We start from the raw sequence: 17,606 nt of genomic DNA, 5'->3' as shown, positions 1-17,606 counted from the left end.
CCCTGCATGAATCAGGAAGATCGCCTGTCCACCTCCGACCTGGCGCTGTTGCAACTGGGGCGGCGCCTGCAAGCCGACGGCTACCGCTTCATCACCCCGACGCCGTTGACCCATGAACGGGTCAACCAACGGCCCGGCAACGAGCACTCCAAGACCCTGCGGGATGTGTTCGGCTGGTCGCGGCCGTTTGCTCCCGGGCTGATTTCGGCCGATGAGCAGCGCCAATTGCAAGAAGCCGAGGTGCTGGAGGAACGCGATGGTTTGCTGCGCAGCCGAGTGCGCTGGTCGAGCCTGGACGGCTTGTTGTTCGCCCATTCGCAATTTCCCACCCAGGCCAGCGACGCGGTGTTCTTCGGCCCGGACAGCTACCGGTTCGCCCAACTGATCCATGCCCACCTGCAACAGAGTTTCACGGCGGTGCATCGTGCCGTGGACATCGGCTGTGGCGCCGGTGTCGGCGCCATCGTGATCGCCCGGGCCCGGCGCGAGGCCCAGGTGTTGGCGCTGGACATCAACCCCCTGGCCTTGCGCCTGACAGCGGTGAATGCCGCCCTGGGCGAGGTGGCCAATGTCGAGATTGCCCGCAGCGACGTCCTCCAGGATGTCGAGGGCGATTTTGACCTGATCGTCGCCAATCCACCGTATATGGCTGACCCGTCGGAACGTGCCTATCGCCATGGCGGCGGTGTGCTGGGCGCCGGGCTGTCGCTGCGCATCGTCGAGCAGGCCTTGCCCCGGCTGACCCCCGGCGGCTCGCTGGTGCTCTACACCGGCGTGGCGATGGTCGATGGCCGTGACCCGTTCCTGGAAGCGCTGGAGCCTTGGCGCGACTCGGCGGAATTTGGCTGGACCTACAAGGAACTGGACCCGGACGTGTTTGGCGAGGAACTGCTGACGCCGGGTTACCAGGAGGTGGAAAGGATCGCCGTGGTGGCGTTGGTCGTGACCCGCATTGGCGCGGGTATCGGAGGGATTATCGATGAACAGGCGTCTGAAGTTCGGCATTGAAGAGGAGTACTTCGTCACCGACCTGCAAACCCGGTGCATGCCCACCCAGCCGCCTGCCGAGGCAGTGGCGGCATGCCGGGCCGAGCTGGGCGAGCATTTCGCCCATGAGATGTTCCTCAGTCAGGTCGAGATGGCGTCGCCCATCTTCCTCAGCCTGGACGCGGCCGCCGACTACCTGACCCAGGTGCGCAGCGGCCTGACCCAGCGCCTGGCGCCGTTCGGCCTGGGCCTGCTCAGCGCCGGCTCCCATCCGATGGTCACTCAGGGCTTGCAGCCCACGGATGAGCTGCATTTCCAGCAACTGTTCGATGATTACCAACGGGTGGCACGGCGCAGCGTGCTGTCGGGCCTGCATGTGCATGTCGAGGTGCCGGTGGACCGTGACCGGGTGCGGGTGATGAACGAGATCCTGCCGTGGTTGCCGATGTTTCTCGCGTTGAGCGCTTCCTCACCGTTCTGGAACGGCGCCTACACAGGCTTCAGCAGTTACCGCCAGGTGGCCTGCGATGAATGGCCACGCATGGGCGTGCCGGAATATTTCCAGGACGAATTGGCGTTTGCCGGGTACGTCAACCTGCTCATGCGCACCGGCTCGATTCATCAGCCCAGCGATTGCTGGTGGATCCTGCGACCGTCATCGCGCTACCCCACGCTGGAGTTGCGCATCTGCGATGCCTGCCCGCGGGTCGAGGACGTGTTGTGCCTGGTCTCGTTGTTCCGGGTGATGGTGGCCCACGCCATCGACCAGCCCCAGCCGGGCGCCGGGTACAGCCTGACCTCACACTGGACCCTCAAGGAAAACCGCTGGAGGGCCAAGCGTCACGGCATCCTCGCCGAGTTCATTGCCGAAGGGCAGGAGCAGCCCATGCTCATTGGCGAATGGCTGACCGTGGCCGAGCAGACCTTCGGTGAAACCGCCGCCGAGCTGGGCTGCCAGGAGGTATTCAAGCAGGCACGGCGCATCGTCCAGGAAGGCACCAGCGCCGACCGTCAGATCGTGCTCTACGAACAAGGCCTGTTGCTGGGCGACTCCGTGGAGCAGGCCTTGAGCCGGGTGGTCGATCAATTGGTGTCGGAGAGCGCCGGGCTGCCGGTGGCCGACCCGACGCTGCAACACGTCGCAGGTGGACCATGAGCGCCAAGACCCTTGACGACTACAACCGCATGCGAGATTTCGGCGCCACCTCGGAACCGGCGGCGAAGCGGCGTCCGCGCAAGTCAGCGAAAACCACCCACGCCTTGCAGTTCTGCATTCAGAAGCACGACGCCTCGCGACTGCATTACGACTTCCGCCTGGAACTGGATGGCGCGCTCAAGAGCTGGGCCGTGCCCAAGGGGCCGTCGCTGGACCCCAAGTCCAAGCGCCTGGCGGTTCACGTCGAAGACCACCCGCTGGACTACGCGACTTTCGAAGGCAACATTCCCGAAGGACATTACGGCGCGGGGGATGTCATCGTCTGGGACCGGGGCGTATGGATTCCCCAGGGCGATCCCCATGAAGCGTATGAGAAGGGCCGGCTCAAGTTCGAACTGCAAGGCGAAAAGCTCGCCGGCCTGTGGAACCTGGTGCGCACCCACATGCCCGGCAAGCAGGAGCAGTGGTTCCTGATCAAGCACCAGGACGACGCCGCGCGCCCCGAAACTGAATACGACGTGGTCCAGGCCGAACCGGACAGCGTGCTCAGCGAGCGCACCCTGGTGCCCAGGCGGCGGGGCAAGGCCGCCGCGGCGAAAGCGATCAAGCAACCCGAGAAAGCCCAGGCAAAACCGCTGAAAAAGCGCGGCAAGACCACCCTTGACGGTGCAGTGGCCGGCCCCCTCCCCGAAACCCTCAAGCCGGAACTGGCGACCTTGGTCGAAAGCGCTCCCGACGGCGAGTGGCTCTACGAAATCAAGTTCGACGGCTATCGGATCATGGCGCGGATCGACCACGGTGAAGTGCGCCTGATCACCCGCAATGGCCATGACTGGACCCACAAATTGCCCACACAGGCCGAGGCCCTGGCGGCGCTGGGGCTGGAGTCGGCCTGGCTCGACGGCGAGATGGTGGTCGCCAATGAGCACGGTGTGCCGGACTTCCAGGCCCTGCAGAATGCCTTCGACGCAGGCAGCAGCGGCCAGATCGCCTACTACCTGTTCGACCTGCCTTATCTCAACGGCATGGATTTGCGCAACGTCCCGGTGCAAGACCGCCGCACGGCGCTGCAAGCCGTGCTACAGGCCAATGACAGCCCCTTGCTGCGTTTTTCCGATGCGTTTGAGCAAACCCCTGAAGCGCTGCTCAACAGCGCCTGCCAGATGCAGATGGAAGGGCTGATCGGCAAGCGCATCGGCAGCGTCTATACCTCCCGCCGCAGCAGTGACTGGATCAAGCTCAAATGCAAGAATCGCCAGGAGTTCGTGGTGATCGGATTCAGCGAGCCGAAGGGCGCCCGCAGTGCCTTCGGCGCTTTGCTGTTGGGGCTGCACGACGCCGACAGCGGCCAGTTGCGCTACGCCGGCAAGGTTGGCACCGGGTTCAACGAAGCGACCCTCAAGAGCATCCACCAGCAACTGCTGCCCCTGGAGCGTAAGAAGCCTGCTGTCATCAACCCGCCGACCGGTTACGAAGCCAAGGGCGTGCATTGGTTGGAGCCGACCTTGCTGGCCGAAGTCGCGTTCGCCGAGATGACGAAGGAAGGCTCGGTGCGCCACGCCGTGTTCCATGGCTTGCGCGACGATAAACCGGCCAAGGCCATCACCCAGGAGCTAGCCAAACCCGTGGACAAGACCGCCGCCCAAAAAACCACCGCCAAGCGCCCATCCCAGAGCGACGCGAAGCCCGCCACCAAATCCAAGGCAAAAGCCAAGGACAAGGCCGGCGACACGTCGGCCTTGGACGGCAAGGTACGGATCACCCACCCGGATCGCGTCATCGATGCGACCACCGGCACCACCAAGCGGCAGTTGGCCGAGTATTACGCCAGTGTCGCAGAGTTCATATTGCCCGAACTGGCCGAGCGCCCGGTCGCATTGGTGCGCGCACCGGACGGCATTGCCGGCGAGCTGTTCTTCCAGAAAAACGCCGAGCGCCTGGCGATTCCCGGCATCACCACCCTGGACAAGGACGTCACCGGGCAGCCGGTGATGATCATCAACAATGCGCAAGCGCTGATTGGCGCGGTGCAGATGAGCACCGTGGAACTGCACACCTGGAACGCGACGACGGTGGACCTGGACAAGCCCGACCGCTTTGTCCTCGACCTCGACCCGGACCCGGCGCTGCCATGGAAGCGCATGGTGGAAGCGACGCAACTGACCCTGTCGGTGCTCGATGAGCTGGGTCTCAAGGCGTTTCTCAAGACCAGTGGTGGCAAGGGCATTCACATTGTCGTCCCGCTGACTCGAAAAGCCGGATGGGACGAGGTCAAGGATTTCAGCCACGCCATTGTCAGCCACATCGCCAAGCTGCTGCCGGACAGGTTCTCGGCCGTCTCGGGTCCGAAGAACCGGGTCGGGCGGATCTTCATCGATTACCTGCGCAACGGCCTCGGCGCCACGACGATCTGCGCCTACGCCGTGCGTACCCGCGACGGGCTGCCGGTGTCGGTGCCGATCTACCGCGACGAGGTGGCGCAACTCAAAGGGGCGAACCTGTGGAACGTGCACAACGTCCATGAGCGGCTGGCGGAGGTCGGGCATGAGCCCTGGGCCGACCTGAAGAAAACCCGCCAGAGCATCACGGCGGACATGCGCCGACGGATAGGCATGAAGAAAACGGCCAAGTAGAGGCCAGGCTTCCTGCGGGGAGGGCTTATGTGGCGAGGGAGCTTGCTCCCTCGCCACATAAGCCAGATAAGCCCCTCTGTGATCAACCCACCGGCACCCGCAGGTACTCCGGCTGCAACACGTTGAACCAGAGCAGAATCATTTCCACCAGGATGGTCACCAGCACCAGCAAGCCGACGCCCCACACACAGGCCGAGTAGAGCAGCCCTTGTTCCTTCCTGAGGTTCATGAACCGCGGCAGGCCGACGAAGAGCAGGAACGTCGAGTAGGCCGACGCGGCCAGCAACACGGCCACCGCCAGCCAACGGCTCGGATAAAGCCCGGAAATGCCGGCGAGGAAATACGGCGTGGCGGTGTAGGCGGCAAAACCAATGCACTGGTTGAGAGACGGGCGCGCCTCAAAGGTACGGGACATCCAGCGAATGAACACCCCCATCAGCGCCACGCCGGCGACGATGGTTAGGTACAGCAATACGCACAGTTGCAGGGCGCTGGCCTGGGTCAGCCGTACGGTTTCGTTTTCCGCCAGGCTCCAGCCGGTCCAGGTGATACCGATGAACAGGCAGGCTGCCGGAATCAAGGCCAGCAACAGCAAGTGCGCCAGGTAATGACGCGGGTGAGCTTGCTCTTCTTGGCGAATGTCCTTCCAGGCGAACTCAGGGTGGGTGAACAGTTTGACGAAAAGTGCAGACATGACGACCTCCTGATCGTGACAGCCTCAGCGTGAGGCCCTGAAATTTTGAGGTGCACCGCGCGCCCGAGGTTTCATTTATTTGGCCCGCGCAGGCGACCTCCGATCAGACGGAATGAATTGGTGGCCATGGGGTCAACCCATCAGCACCCTTGGAGGATCGTGTGCCATGACAGTTGCCCGGAGGATGGTTGATTACTTGCGTGAGCACGACTTGCGCCTGACCACGGCCGAGTCCTGCACCGCCGGCCTGATCGTCACGATACTGGCCGAAATACCGGGCAGTGGGTCGCTGATCGAGAGCGGCTATGTGGTGTATTCCCCCGAGGCGAAGCAGCGACTGCTGGGCGTCAGCCCGCGGACCATCGACACCTTCAATCTCACCAGTTGCGAAGTGGCCGAGGAAATGGCCCTCGGCGCGCTGCACGATGCCGACGCCAACGTGGCCGTGGCCACCACCGGCATTCTCGGACCGGACGACATGGACGGCATTCCGGCCGGCACCGTCTGTTTCGCCTGGGCCTTCGAAGTGCACGGCAGGCGAGCATTGTTCAGCCGCCGGGAACGCTTCTTCGGCAGTCGCAACCAGGTGCAGTTGTGCGCCGCCGAGCATGCGCTGCTGCAACTGCGGCATTTCCATCAACGCGCCCTGGCGGGTGAATCGAGATAGGTGGACGCCATGCCCCGGCACAGCGAGCCAGAGGATTTTCACAGCCGCACGTTTCCGGTGCGCGAAGACATGGCCTATCAACTCAAAGTCTGGCGGTTCGAGCGGGTCGGTTGGTATGGACTGGTGCTGCTGGTGATCCTGACGTTGCTCGGCCTGTTTTCCCGTGGGCCGTTGAGCTCTCGCGAGGTGCGAAGCGACGATGGCGGGCTCACCGTCGAGTATGAAAGGTTCCACCGTAACGGTTCCACCAACCCGCTGACTGCTCACCTCAAGGGCGCGCCCAACGCAGTGCTCGAAGTGGAGTTGGGTGGCGATTGGCTAGAAGGCTTTGACGTCGAGGCCTTGCAGCCCCAACCCTTGCGTTCGGCGGCCGCGGGTAAAGGTATGAAGTTCTGGGTGCAGGCCGACGCCCAGGGCCAGGCTACCCTTTATCTGTCCGTCCTCAGCGATGGCCTGGGAACCTACCACAGCCGCATCGCCATCCCCGGTGGCCGCTCAGTCAGTTTCGAACAGTTCGTTTTCCCTTAGGTGACCTATGGATTCCGTGTTGCGCGCCGCCGCGATCTATGTGGCATTGCTGGTCCTGTTCAAGATTGCCGGCCGCCGCTCGCTGGCGGAAATCACCACCTTCGATTTCGTGCTGCTGATGATCATTGGCGAGGCGACGCAGCAAGCGCTGTTGGGCGACGATTTCTCGCTGACCAACTCGCTGATGGTGATCGTCACGTTGATTGCCATCGATGTCGGCTTGTCGCTGCTCAAGCTGCGCTCCAAGTGGGTATCGCAATTGATCGACGGCGGGCCGACCATAATTGTCGAGGACGGTCGGATACTGCATGGTCGCCTGCGCCATGCACGGTTGGTGGAGGAAGACATCATGGAGGCGGCGCGCGCGAGCCAGGGCATCGAGACCCTGGAGCAGATCAAGTTTGCGATTATCGAGCGCAACGGGAAGATCTCGGTGATTGCCAGGGAGTCAGCCTGAGCGCGACCCCTAGCCTGGCGAGCGAGCTGTGTGGCGAGGGAGTCCCCCTCGCCACGGGTTACCGATCAGAGAATCGGCTTGCCGCCCGTAATGCCATAGCGCGAACCGGAAATGTAGCTGGACTCATCCGAGGCCAGCAGTACATAGATCGGCGCCACTTCCACCGGTTGCCCCGGCCGGCCCAGCGGGGTCTGGGAGCCGAAGTTCTGCACCTCTTCCTCGGGCATGGTCGCCACGATCAGCGGGGTCCAGATCGGCCCCGGCGCCACGCTGTTCACCCGTATGCCCTTGGGCCCCAGCATCTGGGCCAGGCCACCGGTGAAGTTGGCGATGGCGCCCTTGGTGGTGGCGTAGGCCAGCAGTGTCGGCTTGGGCATGTCGGAGTTGACTGAGCTGGTGTTGATGATCGACGCCCCGGCCTTCAGGTGGGGCAGGGCCGCCTGGCAGATCCTGAACATCGAAGTGATGTTGATATCGAAGGTGCGCACCCATTCCTCGTCGGGGATGTCCTCAAGGTTTTCGTGGGTCATCTGGAACGCCGCGTTGTTGACCAGGACGTCGATGCGGCCGAACCGCGCGACGGTCTCGTCGACCACGCGGCGGCATTGGGCCTTGTCTGCCAGGTCGCCGGGCAGCAGCAGGCATTGGCGGCCAGCCTGTTCGACCCAGCGCGCCGTTTCCTGGGCGTCCTCGTGTTCATCCAGGTAGGAAATCGCCACGTCGGCACCTTCCCGGGCAAACGAAATCGCCACGGCACGACCGATACCGCTGTCGGCCCCGGTGATCAGGGCTATCTTGTTCGACAGACGTCCGGAACCGCGGTAGCTCTGCTCGCCACAGTCGGGGTAAGGGTCCATTTTTCGTTGGGAGCCGGGCACAGGCTGGCTTTGTTTCGGAAAAGGTGGGGTAGGGTAGTCGACCATGATCGTTCTCCATGCGGGATGTGGTTGCAATGGAGGGTGGACGTTGGGGCCTCGGGTAGAGTTCGGTTGGATTGTCAGACGGGTCGATGAGCTGCACGGGGGACGAAATCGAAGAGGAGGTAGGCATGTTCAGTCATGTGATGATCGGCGCACGCGACTTGGCGAAAATGGTCGCCTTTTACGATGCGGTGCTCGGTACCCTGGGCCTGGTGCGCATGCCCAGTGAAAACGACACGGGCCCGCCCGGCGAGGGCTGGCAGCAACCTGGCAGGCCATGGCCGCTGGTGTTCGTGCAGGAACCGTTCAACGGTCTGCCCGCCACCTGGGGCAATGGCATGCAGGTCAGTTTCGCCGCCGACTCACCGCAAACCGTGCGCGCCGCGTGGGAACAGGCGCTCGCCATGGGCGGCTGCGACGAAGGCGCGCCAGGCCTGCGCGCGCATTATTCGCCCGGATACTTTGGGGCGTATTGTCGGGATCCGGAAGGCAACAAGCTGTGCTTCGTGCATGCGCCGGACCTACGGGTGTGAGCGCAATTTTCAGCCCCTTGGATGGCGAGGGAGCAGCCCTTCGCCACCGCCTTCAGCCCCTAGGCTATGTACGAAATAGCTTGAAACTTGGTTATGCGGCGTTAAAAACCGGCTCGGAATGCTCATTGACAACCAGTCAACTGCGCTTCCAAGCCGGTTTTTGCCTTGTCTAACCTGCGTTTCAAACTATTTCGTACACACCCTGGCCTTGAGGCTGCGTTCCATCCGCGCAATGCCTTCCTCCAGCAGCGTCCGCGGGCAGCCGAAGTTCAGGCGCACGAACTGGCCGGCGTCATCGCCGAAATCCAGGCCGGCGCTCAGGCCGACCTTGGCGTTCTGGAGGAAGAACCCCTGCGGATCCTCCAGCCCCAGCGCCGAGCAATCCAACCAGGCGAGGTAGGTGCCCTGGGGGACCGTCATGGTGACACCGGGCAGACGCGTCTTGACCGCTTCCACCAGGTAGTCGCGGTTGGCTTGCAAGTAGGCCTTCAAGGCTTCGAGCCACGGGCCTGCTTCGCTGTAGGCCGCGCAGGTCGCTTCCAGCCCCAGGGCATTGACGCTGTCGACCATGCCGGCGCGGGCAGCGTTGACCCGCTCGCGCAACCTGGCGTCCTGGATGATGGCGAACGAGGTCTTCAACCCGGCGATGTTATAGGCCTTGCTGGCGGACATCAGGGTGATGGTGCGTGCGGCAATTTCCGGGCTGAGGGAGGCGGTCGGAATGTGCACGCGCCCGTCGAAGCACAGGTCGGCATGGATCTCGTCGGAGATGATCCAGGCACCCTGCGCCAGGCAGATATCAGCCACCGCCTGCAACTCTTCGCGGCCGAACACCTTGCCCAGCGGGTTGTGGGGGTTACTCAACAACAACGCACCGCCCCCTTGCAGGGCGTCACGCAGCGGGCCGAGGGGCGTATGGAACTCGCCATTGAGCGCATTGAAACCCAGTTCGATCTTGTTCAGTTGCCAATGCCCCGGGGCGTTGCGCAGCGGCGGGTAGTTGGGCACCTGCACCACGACATTCTGGTCGGGCGCGACCAGGGCGTGCAGGGCCATGTTGAAGCCCGGCTCGACCCCCGGCAAAAACACGATCTGCTGCGGCTCGACCCGCCAGGCGTACTTGTTCCACAGGTCGGCCACGACCGCTGCGCGAAGGTTGTCCTGGGCCACGCTGTAGCCCAGCATCGGGTGTTCGAGGCGCTTGTGCAGCGCCTCGATGACCACGGGCGGGGCAGGGAAGTCCATGTCCGCCACCCACATCGGCAGCACGTCGGCCGGGTAGCGACTCCATTTGGTGCTGCCGGTGCCGTGGCGCTCGAACACCGTGTCGAAATCGAAAGTCATGGTCGTTCCATCAGTCCGGGAATTGGGATGGGGGCCATGATAAAGCAAAGATTCGTTGAAAAAAGGGGCCTTTGTGGGTGAGGGCGGCAGGGTTTCAGCGTTGCACCATCAGGTAGAACCCGCAAATCAGTGCCACGCCGCCCGCCGGGATGGCCAGCATGGAAATCAGGTCGATCAACCTGGACTGCCGGATGACGGCGGCGAGGTCATCCCTTTGCGCCGCGGCATGGCGCCTCAAAACCGGTATGACGCAAAGCACGTTACCCAGCACGGCGACAGTACCGGCGACGACTTTCAAGGCGTAGAGGCCGTCGAGGCGGGACGGCTCGATCAGCAGCAAGCCACTGATCAGGACCACGCCGAACGCCGGTGTCTCGAAGAGGAGATCTATCCGGCGATGCAGCGCGGCCACGGTGAAGCCCTGGCTTCGGCTTTGCGCCCGACCTCGTTCGATCAGGTACTCGACCGCGACGACGCCTAGCCAGAAGGCCACGGCGAACAGGTGCAATTGCAGCAGGAGGTCGACTCTCATGATGAACACCTCGGCAGGCTCTTAATGCCAGGAAACGCTTTGTTCGAGCGGGAAGCGCAAGCGCGGGTTGTAGACCGCGCGTTCTCCCGGCATCCCGACGGCCAGCAGCATGATCGCGTTGGCATCGCGAGGGATGGGCAATACGCGCTTGAGGCGTTTCTCGTCGAAACCCTCCATCGGGCAGGTGCTGTAGCCGTGGCTCTGGAAGGCGAGCATCAGGTTCTGGGCCGCCAGCGCCGTCGATTTCACGGCCCACAGACGCATCTGCTCCTGGCTGTTGGGCGTGCGCATGACCGCCCGTCCCAGGCCCGCCAGCCTGACCCATTGGCGCTTGAAAAAACCACGCCACCCCATCCACCCCTGGTTGTATTGGAAGGGGGCGGTATTTGTATAGAACCGCTCGATGGCTTCAGGCACCGAGGGGGCGGGCCAGAACCTGAGTACATCACGGCACGCCTGGTCCCAGGTGCCGGTGCGCGCCAATACGGTGATGATCAGGGGCGCCTTGGCTGCGCTCTGGCCGAGGCACACCCGGTGCAGGCGCTGGAGGACCGCAGGGTTGCGTACGACCTGGAAGCTCCACGGCTGCAGGTTGCAGGAACTGGGCGCCAGCATGGCGAGTTCCAGGCACTGGCGAATGACGTCATCCGGCACCACCTCGGCCGTGAAGCGACGAACCGCGCGCCGGCTGTTCACCAATTCACGAAAACCTTCGGCATGGCCTGTTCGGGGCGCCGGAGCGTTCATCGGTAATCCCCCGTGCCGTTGCGATGCCGTGGCGCCGCCGATTCAAGTGAAGCGCTGAACCAATCGAGCATCTCATCCCAGGCCCGAGTGGCCGACGCGCGGAAGTAGCCCATGTGCCCGATGGCCTGCTGGGGTGAGTCGGGCGCAAGGTCGCGGGTCAGCACCGGCGCATTTCGATACCCCTTGATGAAGGCATCCCGTGACACGGGTGGCGCCCAGGGATCGTCGATCGCGTTGGCGAACACCACCGGCAGGCGTACCTCGGCGTACAGATCGGCGACGTGCGCCATGGCCGGGTCGTCGAAAAAATAATGGGGATGGGCGCACCAGCGTTTCCAATCCTTGTAGACGCCCAGCGGTAAGTCATCGCCCATGCCTAGGATGCTCCACGCCATGTAGCCCTTGCAGGCGACAATCAACGGCAGCACCCATGTCCACAGCAGGCGAACCTTGAGGGCCTCTAGCCGGGGCATCCATCCGGCCCAGCCGGCGCCAGTCCCAAAGCAATAGGCCGCGGTGATCCGATCGTGGTTGGGTAGCAGGCCCAGTGCGTGCCCGCCAAAGGAGTGGCCCACCCAAAATAGCGGGGTGTGACCGTCGTCCATGAACTCGACGGCTACGGCCAGGTCTTGGTACCCCCAGTCCAGATAAGACATCTCGAAGCCTTTGAGCGTCTTTGGCCGAGACTCACCGACGCCCCGGTAATCGATGGTCAACACGTTGAAGCCACGCGCGCTGGCGTGTTGGGCAAAGCGCCGATAGAAGCGTTGTTGCACGCCCGTCGCGCCCGCCATGATCAGGTTACCCTTCGGCGTGCCCTGGGCGCAGTAGCGGGTGGCGGCGAGACGAAAACCATCGCTTGTTGTCAGGTTCACCTGATCGATGACTGAGAAGGCCTTGGACGTTACAGGTTTGCTCATGAGGGTTGTTCCGTTCGTGCGGCGGCGATCAGCTCTTTGCGAAGAATCTTGCCGACGTTGCTCTTGGGTAATTCATCCCGGAAGACGATGCGACGGGGGCGTTTGTAGCTGGCCAGGTGCTCCTGGCAGTGGGCAAGTACGTGGGCTTCATCCAGGGTCGAATGCCGCCGTACGACATAGGCGATCGGGACTTCGCCGGTCTTGTCATCGGCGGCCGGCACGACCGCCGACTCCATCACGCCGGGGTGAGCGTTGAGCACCCGTTCGATTTCCGAGGGGAACACTTTGAATCCCGAGCAGATGATCATCTCTTTCTTGCGGTCGATCAGGCGTAGGTAGCCATCGGGGTCGAACACTCCAATGTCTCCGGTACGGAAGAAACCGTCGTGGGTGAAGGCCGAAGCGTTCTCCTCGGGGCGCCGCCAGTACCCGGTCATGACGGCTCGGCTGCGGACGCAGATTTCTCCTTCGCCGAAAGCGACCGCCTGGTCGGCGTCATCGCGCAGGGAAATTTCAATCCCGGCAACCGGCAGTCCCACGGAGCCTGGATGTGATGTGCCGGCGGGGTTGCAGGCGATCAGGCCGGTCTCGGTCATGCCGTAGGCCTCGGTGATCGGGCAACCCGTCACCTGTCGCCAACGTTTTGCCGTGGTTTCGCTCACCGGCATGCCCGCGCCAAGGCAGAGTTTCAACGTGCTGAAATCAAGCGTCCGAAAGGCCGCGCTGTCCCCGAGCGAGTTGTACAGCGTGTTGACGCCGGGGAAGCTGCTGATCCGGTGCCGGGCCCACTCCTTGACAAGCGCCTTCGTGTCGCGCGGGTTCATCACCAGGACCGCTTTGCCCCCCTTGGCCAATGTGAACAGCAGGTTACCCAGGCCGAGGATGTGGTAGAGCGGCACCGCGAGCATCAGGGTGTAGCCGCTTCCAGCGGTGTGCTCCAGGTGCGTTCGCAGGGCGGCGTACTGTTGGGCAACGTTGAAGAGCAGGGCATCGTGGGTGATAGGCACGCCCTTGGGGTGGCCAGTGGTGCCGCCGCTGTAGATCATGAACGCCGCCTGGTCGGCTGAAGGGGGGCGCCGCTGGCCGAGGCTGGCCGGCCTCGTCGCGACCACTTTTCGCCAGGGAACTGCGCCGTCGACCTTGTCGGACTGAACCGCAAGACGTCGCCGGGCCACCCAATTGACCAGCGGACGCCGCCAGCCCAATTGGTCGCCGGGGGCAATGTGCACCGCGATGCCCGTACCGGCCTCGGCCATGGCGTGCCTCACGCTCGCGGCCATGGGGCCGAAGAAAAACACCGCCTTGATCTCCGCATCCTTGAACACTTGCGCCAGTTCCTGCGCGGTATACAAAGGGTTCACGCAAACGGGTATGAGCCCTGCGCGAATCGCGCCGAGGCAGGCGATCGGATGGGCCAGCATGTTCGGCAGGGCGACAGCCACCCGGGCACCGGGCTGCAATCGCTGATTGATGAGCCAGGTCGCGACCGATGCGCTCAGCGCTTGCAGGCGTGCATAGCTGATGTCCTGCCCCCATGCAGACAACGCCGTTGACTGCGGGTTGAGGGATGCGCGCTGATGCAGCAGCTCGTCGACAGTGGTCGCTTCGAGGTCGAGGTTCACGCTTGCATTGCCTGTTACGTTGACCAGCTTCAGCCTTGCGCAGTCGTTGTTCGAGCCGTTCATGCTTGCTCCATCCCGCAGGGACCGTTTGAAGTTATCCGGGCGCCCCGATCAGTGGCTCGGCCAGTGCTGCCGAACCCGTTGCGATCGGGACGTCCGGGCGGCGTCCGAGGGTCAGCGACCTTTGAACACCGGCTCACGTTTTTGCATCATCGCCATCACGCCTTCGCGCACGTCTTCGCTCTTGATCAGCGAGAACAGCAGGGCATTGAGGTTCGAGAGCGCGGCGGCGTCGCCTTCATCCCGAGCCTGGAAAGCCGATTGCAAGGTGGCCTTGATGGCCAAGGGTGCGGCCTTGGCGATGCGCTCGGCGTATTCGAGGGCTCGGGCCAACTCCTGGCCGGGCTCGACCACTTCGGTCAGCAGGCGCATGGCCAATGCCTGGTCGGCGTCGAAGGCTTCACCGGTCAGCATGTAGCGCATGGCGTTGGTCCAGCCGGCGGCCTGGGTGAAGCGAACGGTCGAGCCGCCAGAGGGTGGAATGCCCCGCAGCACTTCCAGGTGGGCGAAGCGTGTGTTGCTGGCGGCGATGGCAATGTCGGCGTTGAGCACCAGTTCGATGCCGGCGGTCCAGCAGGTGCCTTGGACGGCGACGACCACGGGCTTGGTCCGACGCGGTTTCGACACGCCCCAGGGGTCAATGCCTTCGTCCGGGTACTGGAAACCACCCGAGGCCAGCTTCGGCGCCAGTTCCATCAGGTCGAGGCCGGCGGTGAAGTGTTCGCCGTGGGCGAACAGCACCGCACAACGCGATTGCTCGTCGCGCTCGAACTCACCGAAGGCCAGGGCCAGGTCGGTGAGCATGGCACTGTCGAAGGCGTTGCGTTTGCCCGCCCGATCAAGGCCGATCAGGAAAAGATGGCCACGTTGCTCGCGGGTGACGCGACCCGCACCGCTGTTTGTTTCGCTCATGTAGGGCTCCTGGACACTGTTCAGTTACTTAACGTACGTTTGGTTTGCAGAAACTAAACAAACATTCGGTAACCGTCAAATTGAGACGCCCAGGCTTATGTCATAGAATCAATCCCACTGATCGAGAGCAGGACTGACCGTGCGACCGTTGAAAATTCCCCGTGATGAGCTGCTCCAGCGCTGCGCAAACACGTTCAAGCGCCTTGGTTACCATGGCACGACCATGGACGCGCTGTCGTCGGCGTGCGGGTTGACCAAGGCTTCGTTCTATCACCATTACTCCAACAAGGAGTCGTTGCTGCGCGATGTGCTGGAGTGGACCCATGCCGGCCTCAAGCAAACCTTGTTCGCCATTGCCTACGATGAAAGCCGTTCGCCCCAGGAGCGGTTCGAGGCGATGGGGCGCAAGGCCAGGAAGTTGTTCCAGCAGGATTCGATCGGCTGCCTGATGGGGGTGGTTGCCATCGACGCCACGTATGGCAAGACCGAACTGATGGAACCGATCCGCGCCTTCCTGGACGACTGGACCGCCGCGTTTTCCAGGCTCTTCATCGGGCGCTACGACCAGGAGCAGGCCACCGCGCTCGCCCGGCAACTGGTGGCTGATTTCGAGGGTGCGATCCTGTTGACGCGCATCTACGGCGACGCGGGCTACCTGGACGGCGTGATCGCGCGCGGTGTGCATCAGTTGGAAGCGGCCGAGATCGCCGGTTAGACCGCCAGCGCCTGCTCCAGGGTTTGCTTGAGTTCCTGCCAGATGACGTCCAGCGGTGCCGTGCTGCGGGCGGCCCGGCATAGCGCGACCGAGCCTTCGATGGCGGCGATCGTCAACAGTGCCAGGCTGTGGGCCCGCGTGGGCGTTACACCTGCGTCCGTCAAGGCCCGGACGATGATCGCCTGCCATTGAGTGAATATCCCGTGGGCTTGATCCAGCAACTGCCGCTGGACTTGCCTTTCCAGCTCACTCTCGGACTCGCCGCGCTGGTCGGACACGTAATGTTCGACCGCCACGGCCAACACCGCGCAGCCGGCTTGGAACGCTGTGTCTTCGAGGGCCTGGCGCCACCTGTCGACAAACCGCTCCAGGCCTTCGACCGGGCCTTTGCTGCTCAGCAGTAGGGCCAGCGGCTCGCTCACTTCCCGTCCCGCATGGTCCACGGCCGCTTCGAGCAGTTGACGTTTGCCGCCGGGGAAATGGTGGGCGATGGAACCGCGTGGCGTGTTCGAGTGACGCACGATTTCCCGCATGCTGGTGGCGGTCATGCCTTTTCGCCGCAGCAGGTCCGCCGCGCCGGCGATCATCCGGTCCCGAGTCGAAATTTTCATAAAGTTATGCCAATCGTCATATTTGGGTGTAGGCTCGGCTCCGACTATGCCATTTGTCATAAGTCGCATCCATACATTCCTGCACGAGGTATTGAAGACATGACTGCGCGTCCCCGACTGCCCAACCCCATCGACTCCGTAGCGCTTGCTTCATTGAACACGCCAGATGGCTGGCTGGCCTATCCGTTGGGTGACGATGTCATCGAGGGCCAACCGGACACCCGCATGAAACTGCTGCGAACCGTCGGCGTGAAAACCCCGCACAAGTCCGTCGCGTTCTTTACCTCGCAACCGGCGAAGTTTCACTGGCGTTTTGACAACGATGAAGCCTTCGTGCTGATTGAAGGGCGTATCGCGATCACGATGGACACCGGCGAACGCTTTGAAATGGGGGCGGGCGACGGCGTGTCGATTCCGGCCGGGCACACGGGGATCTGCGAGGTGTTCGAGTTCAGCCGCAAATTCACCGTGGTCACCAGCGGCACCGCCGACTGACGGTGCAAATCAGCTGCACGGCTGCCCGGTGGCGAAGGGACTGGCTTGCGCCGCCGGGCATTGGACTGTTCATCAACGCAGGTTTCGGCGCTCAAGGGCGCTGAACAACAGCATGCCCACCAGCATCGCCACGCTGAACAGGATGACTTGCCAATGCCCTGTCAGCAGCAGGGCAACCGCGGGGCCGGGGCAAATGCCGGCGATGCCCCAGCCGATGCCAAACACCAGGCTGCCACCGATCAGGCGCCGGTCCAGTTCGCGCTTGGCCGGCCATTGCATCGGGTTGCCCAGTAATGAGCGTGAACGGCGGCGGGCCCAGGTCAGCGGGCCAATCGCCGCGCCTATCGCACCGGCCATCACCAGGCCCAGGGAAGGGTCCCAGGCGCCGCCCAAGTCCAGGAACGCCAGTACTTTTGCCGGGTTGGTCATGCCCGATAGCAGCAGCCCGAAGCCAAACAGTACACCCGCGATAAAAGCCGTCAACTTGACCATGTCAGGCCCCCAGCACGTGGCGCAGGATGAACACGGTGGCGAAACCGCTGAACATGAAGCAGGCCGTGGCCACCATCGAACGCGGTGACAGGCGGGAAAGGCCACACACGCCATGGCCGCTCGTGCAGCCCGAGCCGTAGCGGGTGCCGAGGCCCACCAACAGGCCGGCGACCGCAAGGCCAAGCCAGCCGCCCTGGAATTCGATTCGCGGCGCCACGGCAAACACACCCCATAACAGCGGCGCGACCAGCAAGCCCAGCAGAAACAACGCCTTCTCATCGACGCCTTCGCTGCCACGCTGCAAAAGGCTGCCGATCAGCCCGCTGATGCCGGCGATGCGACCGTTGGCGATGACAAACAGGGCGGCGGCGAGGCCGATCAATACGCCGCCGGCGAGGGAGGACCACGGAGTGAAGTTGAGCCAGTCGATTGTCATGATGGGGTCACTGTTGCAGGGTTGGCCGTCGCACCGAGCCTGGCGCGGCGAAAATCCAAGTGTCGTCCTGTGATGCAGTTCTTACAACTGCATTGAAAGGTCGGCCTGCTGTCGCGATGGGGGCGAGCTTGTCGTTACACTGCGC

The 17,606-nt window shown here is 63.4% G+C and carries 20 protein-coding genes; 9 read left to right on the top strand and 11 right to left on the bottom strand.

Translation table 11 applies throughout. The annotated features are described in order from the left end of the window. Nucleotides 1–6: 6 nt before the first annotated feature. From V3H56_RS14045 to ligD, 3 genes are read left to right on the top strand one after another with little or no spacing between them, the layout of a single operon-like run. The gene (locus tag V3H56_RS14045) at nucleotides 7–1,008 is read left to right on the top strand and encodes a class I SAM-dependent methyltransferase (RefSeq protein ID WP_042728830.1); all 1,002 of its coding nucleotides are present in this window, start codon (nucleotides 7–9) and stop codon (nucleotides 1,006–1,008) included. Continuing rightward, on the top strand, nucleotides 980–2,143 hold the full coding sequence (locus V3H56_RS14040; RefSeq protein WP_042728829.1) for a carboxylate-amine ligase: 1,164 nt from the start codon (nucleotides 980–982) through the stop codon (nucleotides 2,141–2,143). Before V3H56_RS14045 ends, V3H56_RS14040 begins: the two co-directional genes overlap by 29 nt. Further along, a complete protein-coding gene (gene ligD, locus V3H56_RS14035; protein ID WP_338473461.1) occupies nucleotides 2,140–4,776 on the top strand; it encodes a DNA ligase D in 2,637 nt (878 codons plus the stop codon). The genes V3H56_RS14040 and ligD overlap by 4 nt, the downstream gene beginning before the upstream one ends. 82 nt (nucleotides 4,777–4,858) lie before the next feature. On the opposite strand, the gene V3H56_RS14030 is transcribed toward ligD, so the two are convergent. Then, nucleotides 4,859–5,470, bottom strand: a complete 612-nt coding sequence (locus V3H56_RS14030; RefSeq protein ID WP_047738651.1) for a Yip1 family protein — start codon at nucleotides 5,468–5,470, stop codon at nucleotides 4,859–4,861. Between the two features lie 166 nt (nucleotides 5,471–5,636). On the opposite strand from V3H56_RS14030, the gene V3H56_RS14025 reads away from it, so the two are divergent. From V3H56_RS14025 to V3H56_RS14015, 3 genes are read left to right on the top strand one after another with little or no spacing between them, the layout of a single operon-like run. Beyond that, entirely contained in the window at nucleotides 5,637–6,137 is a 501-nt protein-coding gene (locus V3H56_RS14025; RefSeq protein WP_212803836.1) for a CinA family protein, read from the top strand. Between the two features lie 9 nt (nucleotides 6,138–6,146). Then, nucleotides 6,147–6,665 carry a hypothetical protein gene (locus V3H56_RS14020; RefSeq protein WP_042732059.1) on the top strand — a complete coding sequence of 173 codons (519 nt, stop codon included), beginning with the start codon at nucleotides 6,147–6,149 and terminating at the stop codon, nucleotides 6,663–6,665. Between the two features lie 7 nt (nucleotides 6,666–6,672). Further along, complete coding sequence (locus tag V3H56_RS14015) at nucleotides 6,673–7,122, top strand: YetF domain-containing protein (protein ID WP_047738647.1); 450 nt, start codon at nucleotides 6,673–6,675, stop codon at nucleotides 7,120–7,122. A gap of 65 nt (nucleotides 7,123–7,187) precedes the next feature. Here the strand turns inward: V3H56_RS14015 and V3H56_RS14010 are convergent, their stop codons facing one another. Further along, nucleotides 7,188–8,045: an SDR family oxidoreductase gene (locus tag V3H56_RS14010; protein WP_338473460.1), complete on the bottom strand. Its 858-nt coding sequence runs from the start codon at nucleotides 8,043–8,045 to the stop codon at nucleotides 7,188–7,190. 125 nt (nucleotides 8,046–8,170) lie between these two features. Between V3H56_RS14010 and V3H56_RS14005 the strand changes: the two genes are divergently transcribed. After that, nucleotides 8,171–8,575, top strand: a complete 405-nt coding sequence (locus tag V3H56_RS14005; protein WP_047739559.1) for a VOC family protein — start codon at nucleotides 8,171–8,173, stop codon at nucleotides 8,573–8,575. Nucleotides 8,576–8,761: 186 nt separating this feature from the next. Here the strand turns inward: V3H56_RS14005 and V3H56_RS14000 are convergent, their stop codons facing one another. From V3H56_RS14000 to V3H56_RS13975, 6 genes are all read right to left on the bottom strand, one after another. Then, on the bottom strand, nucleotides 8,762–9,919 hold the full coding sequence (locus tag V3H56_RS14000; RefSeq protein WP_338473459.1) for a PatB family C-S lyase: 1,158 nt from the start codon (nucleotides 9,917–9,919) through the stop codon (nucleotides 8,762–8,764). Between the two features lie 94 nt (nucleotides 9,920–10,013). Then, nucleotides 10,014–10,451, bottom strand: coding sequence for a hypothetical protein (locus V3H56_RS13995; protein WP_212803833.1), 438 nt, complete (start codon nucleotides 10,449–10,451; stop codon nucleotides 10,014–10,016). Nucleotides 10,452–10,472: 21 nt separating this feature from the next. Continuing rightward, a complete protein-coding gene (locus tag V3H56_RS13990) occupies nucleotides 10,473–11,198 on the bottom strand; it encodes a nitroreductase family protein (protein ID WP_338473458.1) in 726 nt (241 codons plus the stop codon). Continuing rightward, entirely contained in the window at nucleotides 11,195–12,118 is a 924-nt protein-coding gene (locus V3H56_RS13985; RefSeq protein ID WP_080964346.1) for an alpha/beta fold hydrolase, read from the bottom strand. Before V3H56_RS13985 ends, V3H56_RS13990 begins: the two co-directional genes overlap by 4 nt. Further along, on the bottom strand, nucleotides 12,115–13,803 hold the full coding sequence (locus tag V3H56_RS13980) for an AMP-binding protein (RefSeq protein ID WP_338473457.1): 1,689 nt from the start codon (nucleotides 13,801–13,803) through the stop codon (nucleotides 12,115–12,117). The genes V3H56_RS13985 and V3H56_RS13980 overlap by 4 nt, the downstream gene beginning before the upstream one ends. 111 nt (nucleotides 13,804–13,914) lie before the next feature. Continuing rightward, the gene (locus tag V3H56_RS13975; protein WP_338473456.1) at nucleotides 13,915–14,712 is read right to left on the bottom strand and encodes a crotonase/enoyl-CoA hydratase family protein; all 798 of its coding nucleotides are present in this window, start codon (nucleotides 14,710–14,712) and stop codon (nucleotides 13,915–13,917) included. Nucleotides 14,713–14,851: 139 nt separating this feature from the next. On the opposite strand from V3H56_RS13975, the gene V3H56_RS13970 reads away from it, so the two are divergent. Further along, nucleotides 14,852–15,427, top strand: coding sequence for a TetR/AcrR family transcriptional regulator (locus tag V3H56_RS13970; protein ID WP_042729161.1), 576 nt, complete (start codon nucleotides 14,852–14,854; stop codon nucleotides 15,425–15,427). On the opposite strand, the gene V3H56_RS13965 is transcribed toward V3H56_RS13970, so the two are convergent. Beyond that, nucleotides 15,424–16,038, bottom strand: coding sequence for a helix-turn-helix domain-containing protein (locus tag V3H56_RS13965; RefSeq protein WP_338473455.1), 615 nt, complete (start codon nucleotides 16,036–16,038; stop codon nucleotides 15,424–15,426). The genes V3H56_RS13970 and V3H56_RS13965 overlap by 4 nt on opposite strands. A 99-nt stretch (nucleotides 16,039–16,137) precedes the next feature. Between V3H56_RS13965 and V3H56_RS13960 the strand changes: the two genes are divergently transcribed. Continuing rightward, complete coding sequence (locus tag V3H56_RS13960; RefSeq protein WP_042729159.1) at nucleotides 16,138–16,533, top strand: cupin domain-containing protein; 396 nt, start codon at nucleotides 16,138–16,140, stop codon at nucleotides 16,531–16,533. Nucleotides 16,534–16,605: 72 nt separating this feature from the next. Here the strand turns inward: V3H56_RS13960 and V3H56_RS13955 are convergent, their stop codons facing one another. Next, nucleotides 16,606–17,025, bottom strand: a complete 420-nt coding sequence (locus V3H56_RS13955) for a YeeE/YedE family protein (RefSeq protein ID WP_042729158.1) — start codon at nucleotides 17,023–17,025, stop codon at nucleotides 16,606–16,608. Between the two features lies 1 nt (nucleotide 17,026). Then, nucleotides 17,027–17,461, bottom strand: a complete 435-nt coding sequence (locus V3H56_RS13950; RefSeq protein WP_047738635.1) for a YeeE/YedE family protein — start codon at nucleotides 17,459–17,461, stop codon at nucleotides 17,027–17,029. Nucleotides 17,462–17,606 lie beyond the last annotated feature (145 nt).

This window comes from Pseudomonas sp. MS646 (genome assembly GCF_036693845.1).
Taxonomy (GTDB): domain Bacteria; phylum Pseudomonadota; class Gammaproteobacteria; order Pseudomonadales; family Pseudomonadaceae; genus Aquipseudomonas; species Aquipseudomonas chlororaphis_E.
The sequence above is the reverse complement of the archived record's forward strand: the minus strand, read 5'-3'. Positions and strand labels throughout refer to the sequence as shown.

Bases quoted from the DNA above. Each gene is read 5' to 3' on its own strand.
- V3H56_RS13950 (WP_047738635.1), bottom strand. From the start codon at position 17,461: ATGACAATCGACTGGCTCAACTTCACTCCGTGGTCCTCCCTCGCCGGC.
- V3H56_RS13990 (WP_338473458.1), bottom strand. From the start codon at position 11,198: ATGAACGCTCCGGCGCCCCGAACAGGCCATGCCGAAGGTTTTCGTGAA.
- V3H56_RS14030 (WP_047738651.1), bottom strand. From the start codon at position 5,470: ATGTCTGCACTTTTCGTCAAACTGTTCACCCACCCTGAGTTCGCCTGG.
- V3H56_RS14000 (WP_338473459.1), bottom strand. From the start codon at position 9,919: ATGACTTTCGATTTCGACACGGTGTTCGAGCGCCACGGCACCGGCAGC.
- V3H56_RS13995 (WP_212803833.1), bottom strand. From the start codon at position 10,451: ATGAGAGTCGACCTCCTGCTGCAATTGCACCTGTTCGCCGTGGCCTTC.
- ligD (WP_338473461.1), top strand. From the start codon at position 2,140: ATGAGCGCCAAGACCCTTGACGACTACAACCGCATGCGAGATTTCGGC.
- V3H56_RS14020 (WP_042732059.1), top strand. From the start codon at position 6,147: ATGCCCCGGCACAGCGAGCCAGAGGATTTTCACAGCCGCACGTTTCCG.
- V3H56_RS14015 (WP_047738647.1), top strand. From the start codon at position 6,673: ATGGATTCCGTGTTGCGCGCCGCCGCGATCTATGTGGCATTGCTGGTC.
- V3H56_RS13960 (WP_042729159.1), top strand. From the start codon at position 16,138: ATGACTGCGCGTCCCCGACTGCCCAACCCCATCGACTCCGTAGCGCTT.
- V3H56_RS14010 (WP_338473460.1), bottom strand. From the start codon at position 8,045: ATGGTCGACTACCCTACCCCACCTTTTCCGAAACAAAGCCAGCCTGTG.
- V3H56_RS13955 (WP_042729158.1), bottom strand. From the start codon at position 17,025: ATGGTCAAGTTGACGGCTTTTATCGCGGGTGTACTGTTTGGCTTCGGG.
- V3H56_RS14005 (WP_047739559.1), top strand. From the start codon at position 8,171: ATGTTCAGTCATGTGATGATCGGCGCACGCGACTTGGCGAAAATGGTC.
- V3H56_RS14040 (WP_042728829.1), top strand. From the start codon at position 980: ATGAACAGGCGTCTGAAGTTCGGCATTGAAGAGGAGTACTTCGTCACC.
- V3H56_RS14045 (WP_042728830.1), top strand. From the start codon at position 7: ATGAATCAGGAAGATCGCCTGTCCACCTCCGACCTGGCGCTGTTGCAA.
- V3H56_RS13980 (WP_338473457.1), bottom strand. From the start codon at position 13,803: ATGAACGGCTCGAACAACGACTGCGCAAGGCTGAAGCTGGTCAACGTA.
- V3H56_RS13975 (WP_338473456.1), bottom strand. From the start codon at position 14,712: ATGAGCGAAACAAACAGCGGTGCGGGTCGCGTCACCCGCGAGCAACGT.
- V3H56_RS13965 (WP_338473455.1), bottom strand. From the start codon at position 16,038: ATGAAAATTTCGACTCGGGACCGGATGATCGCCGGCGCGGCGGACCTG.
- V3H56_RS14025 (WP_212803836.1), top strand. From the start codon at position 5,637: ATGACAGTTGCCCGGAGGATGGTTGATTACTTGCGTGAGCACGACTTG.
- V3H56_RS13985 (WP_080964346.1), bottom strand. From the start codon at position 12,118: ATGAGCAAACCTGTAACGTCCAAGGCCTTCTCAGTCATCGATCAGGTG.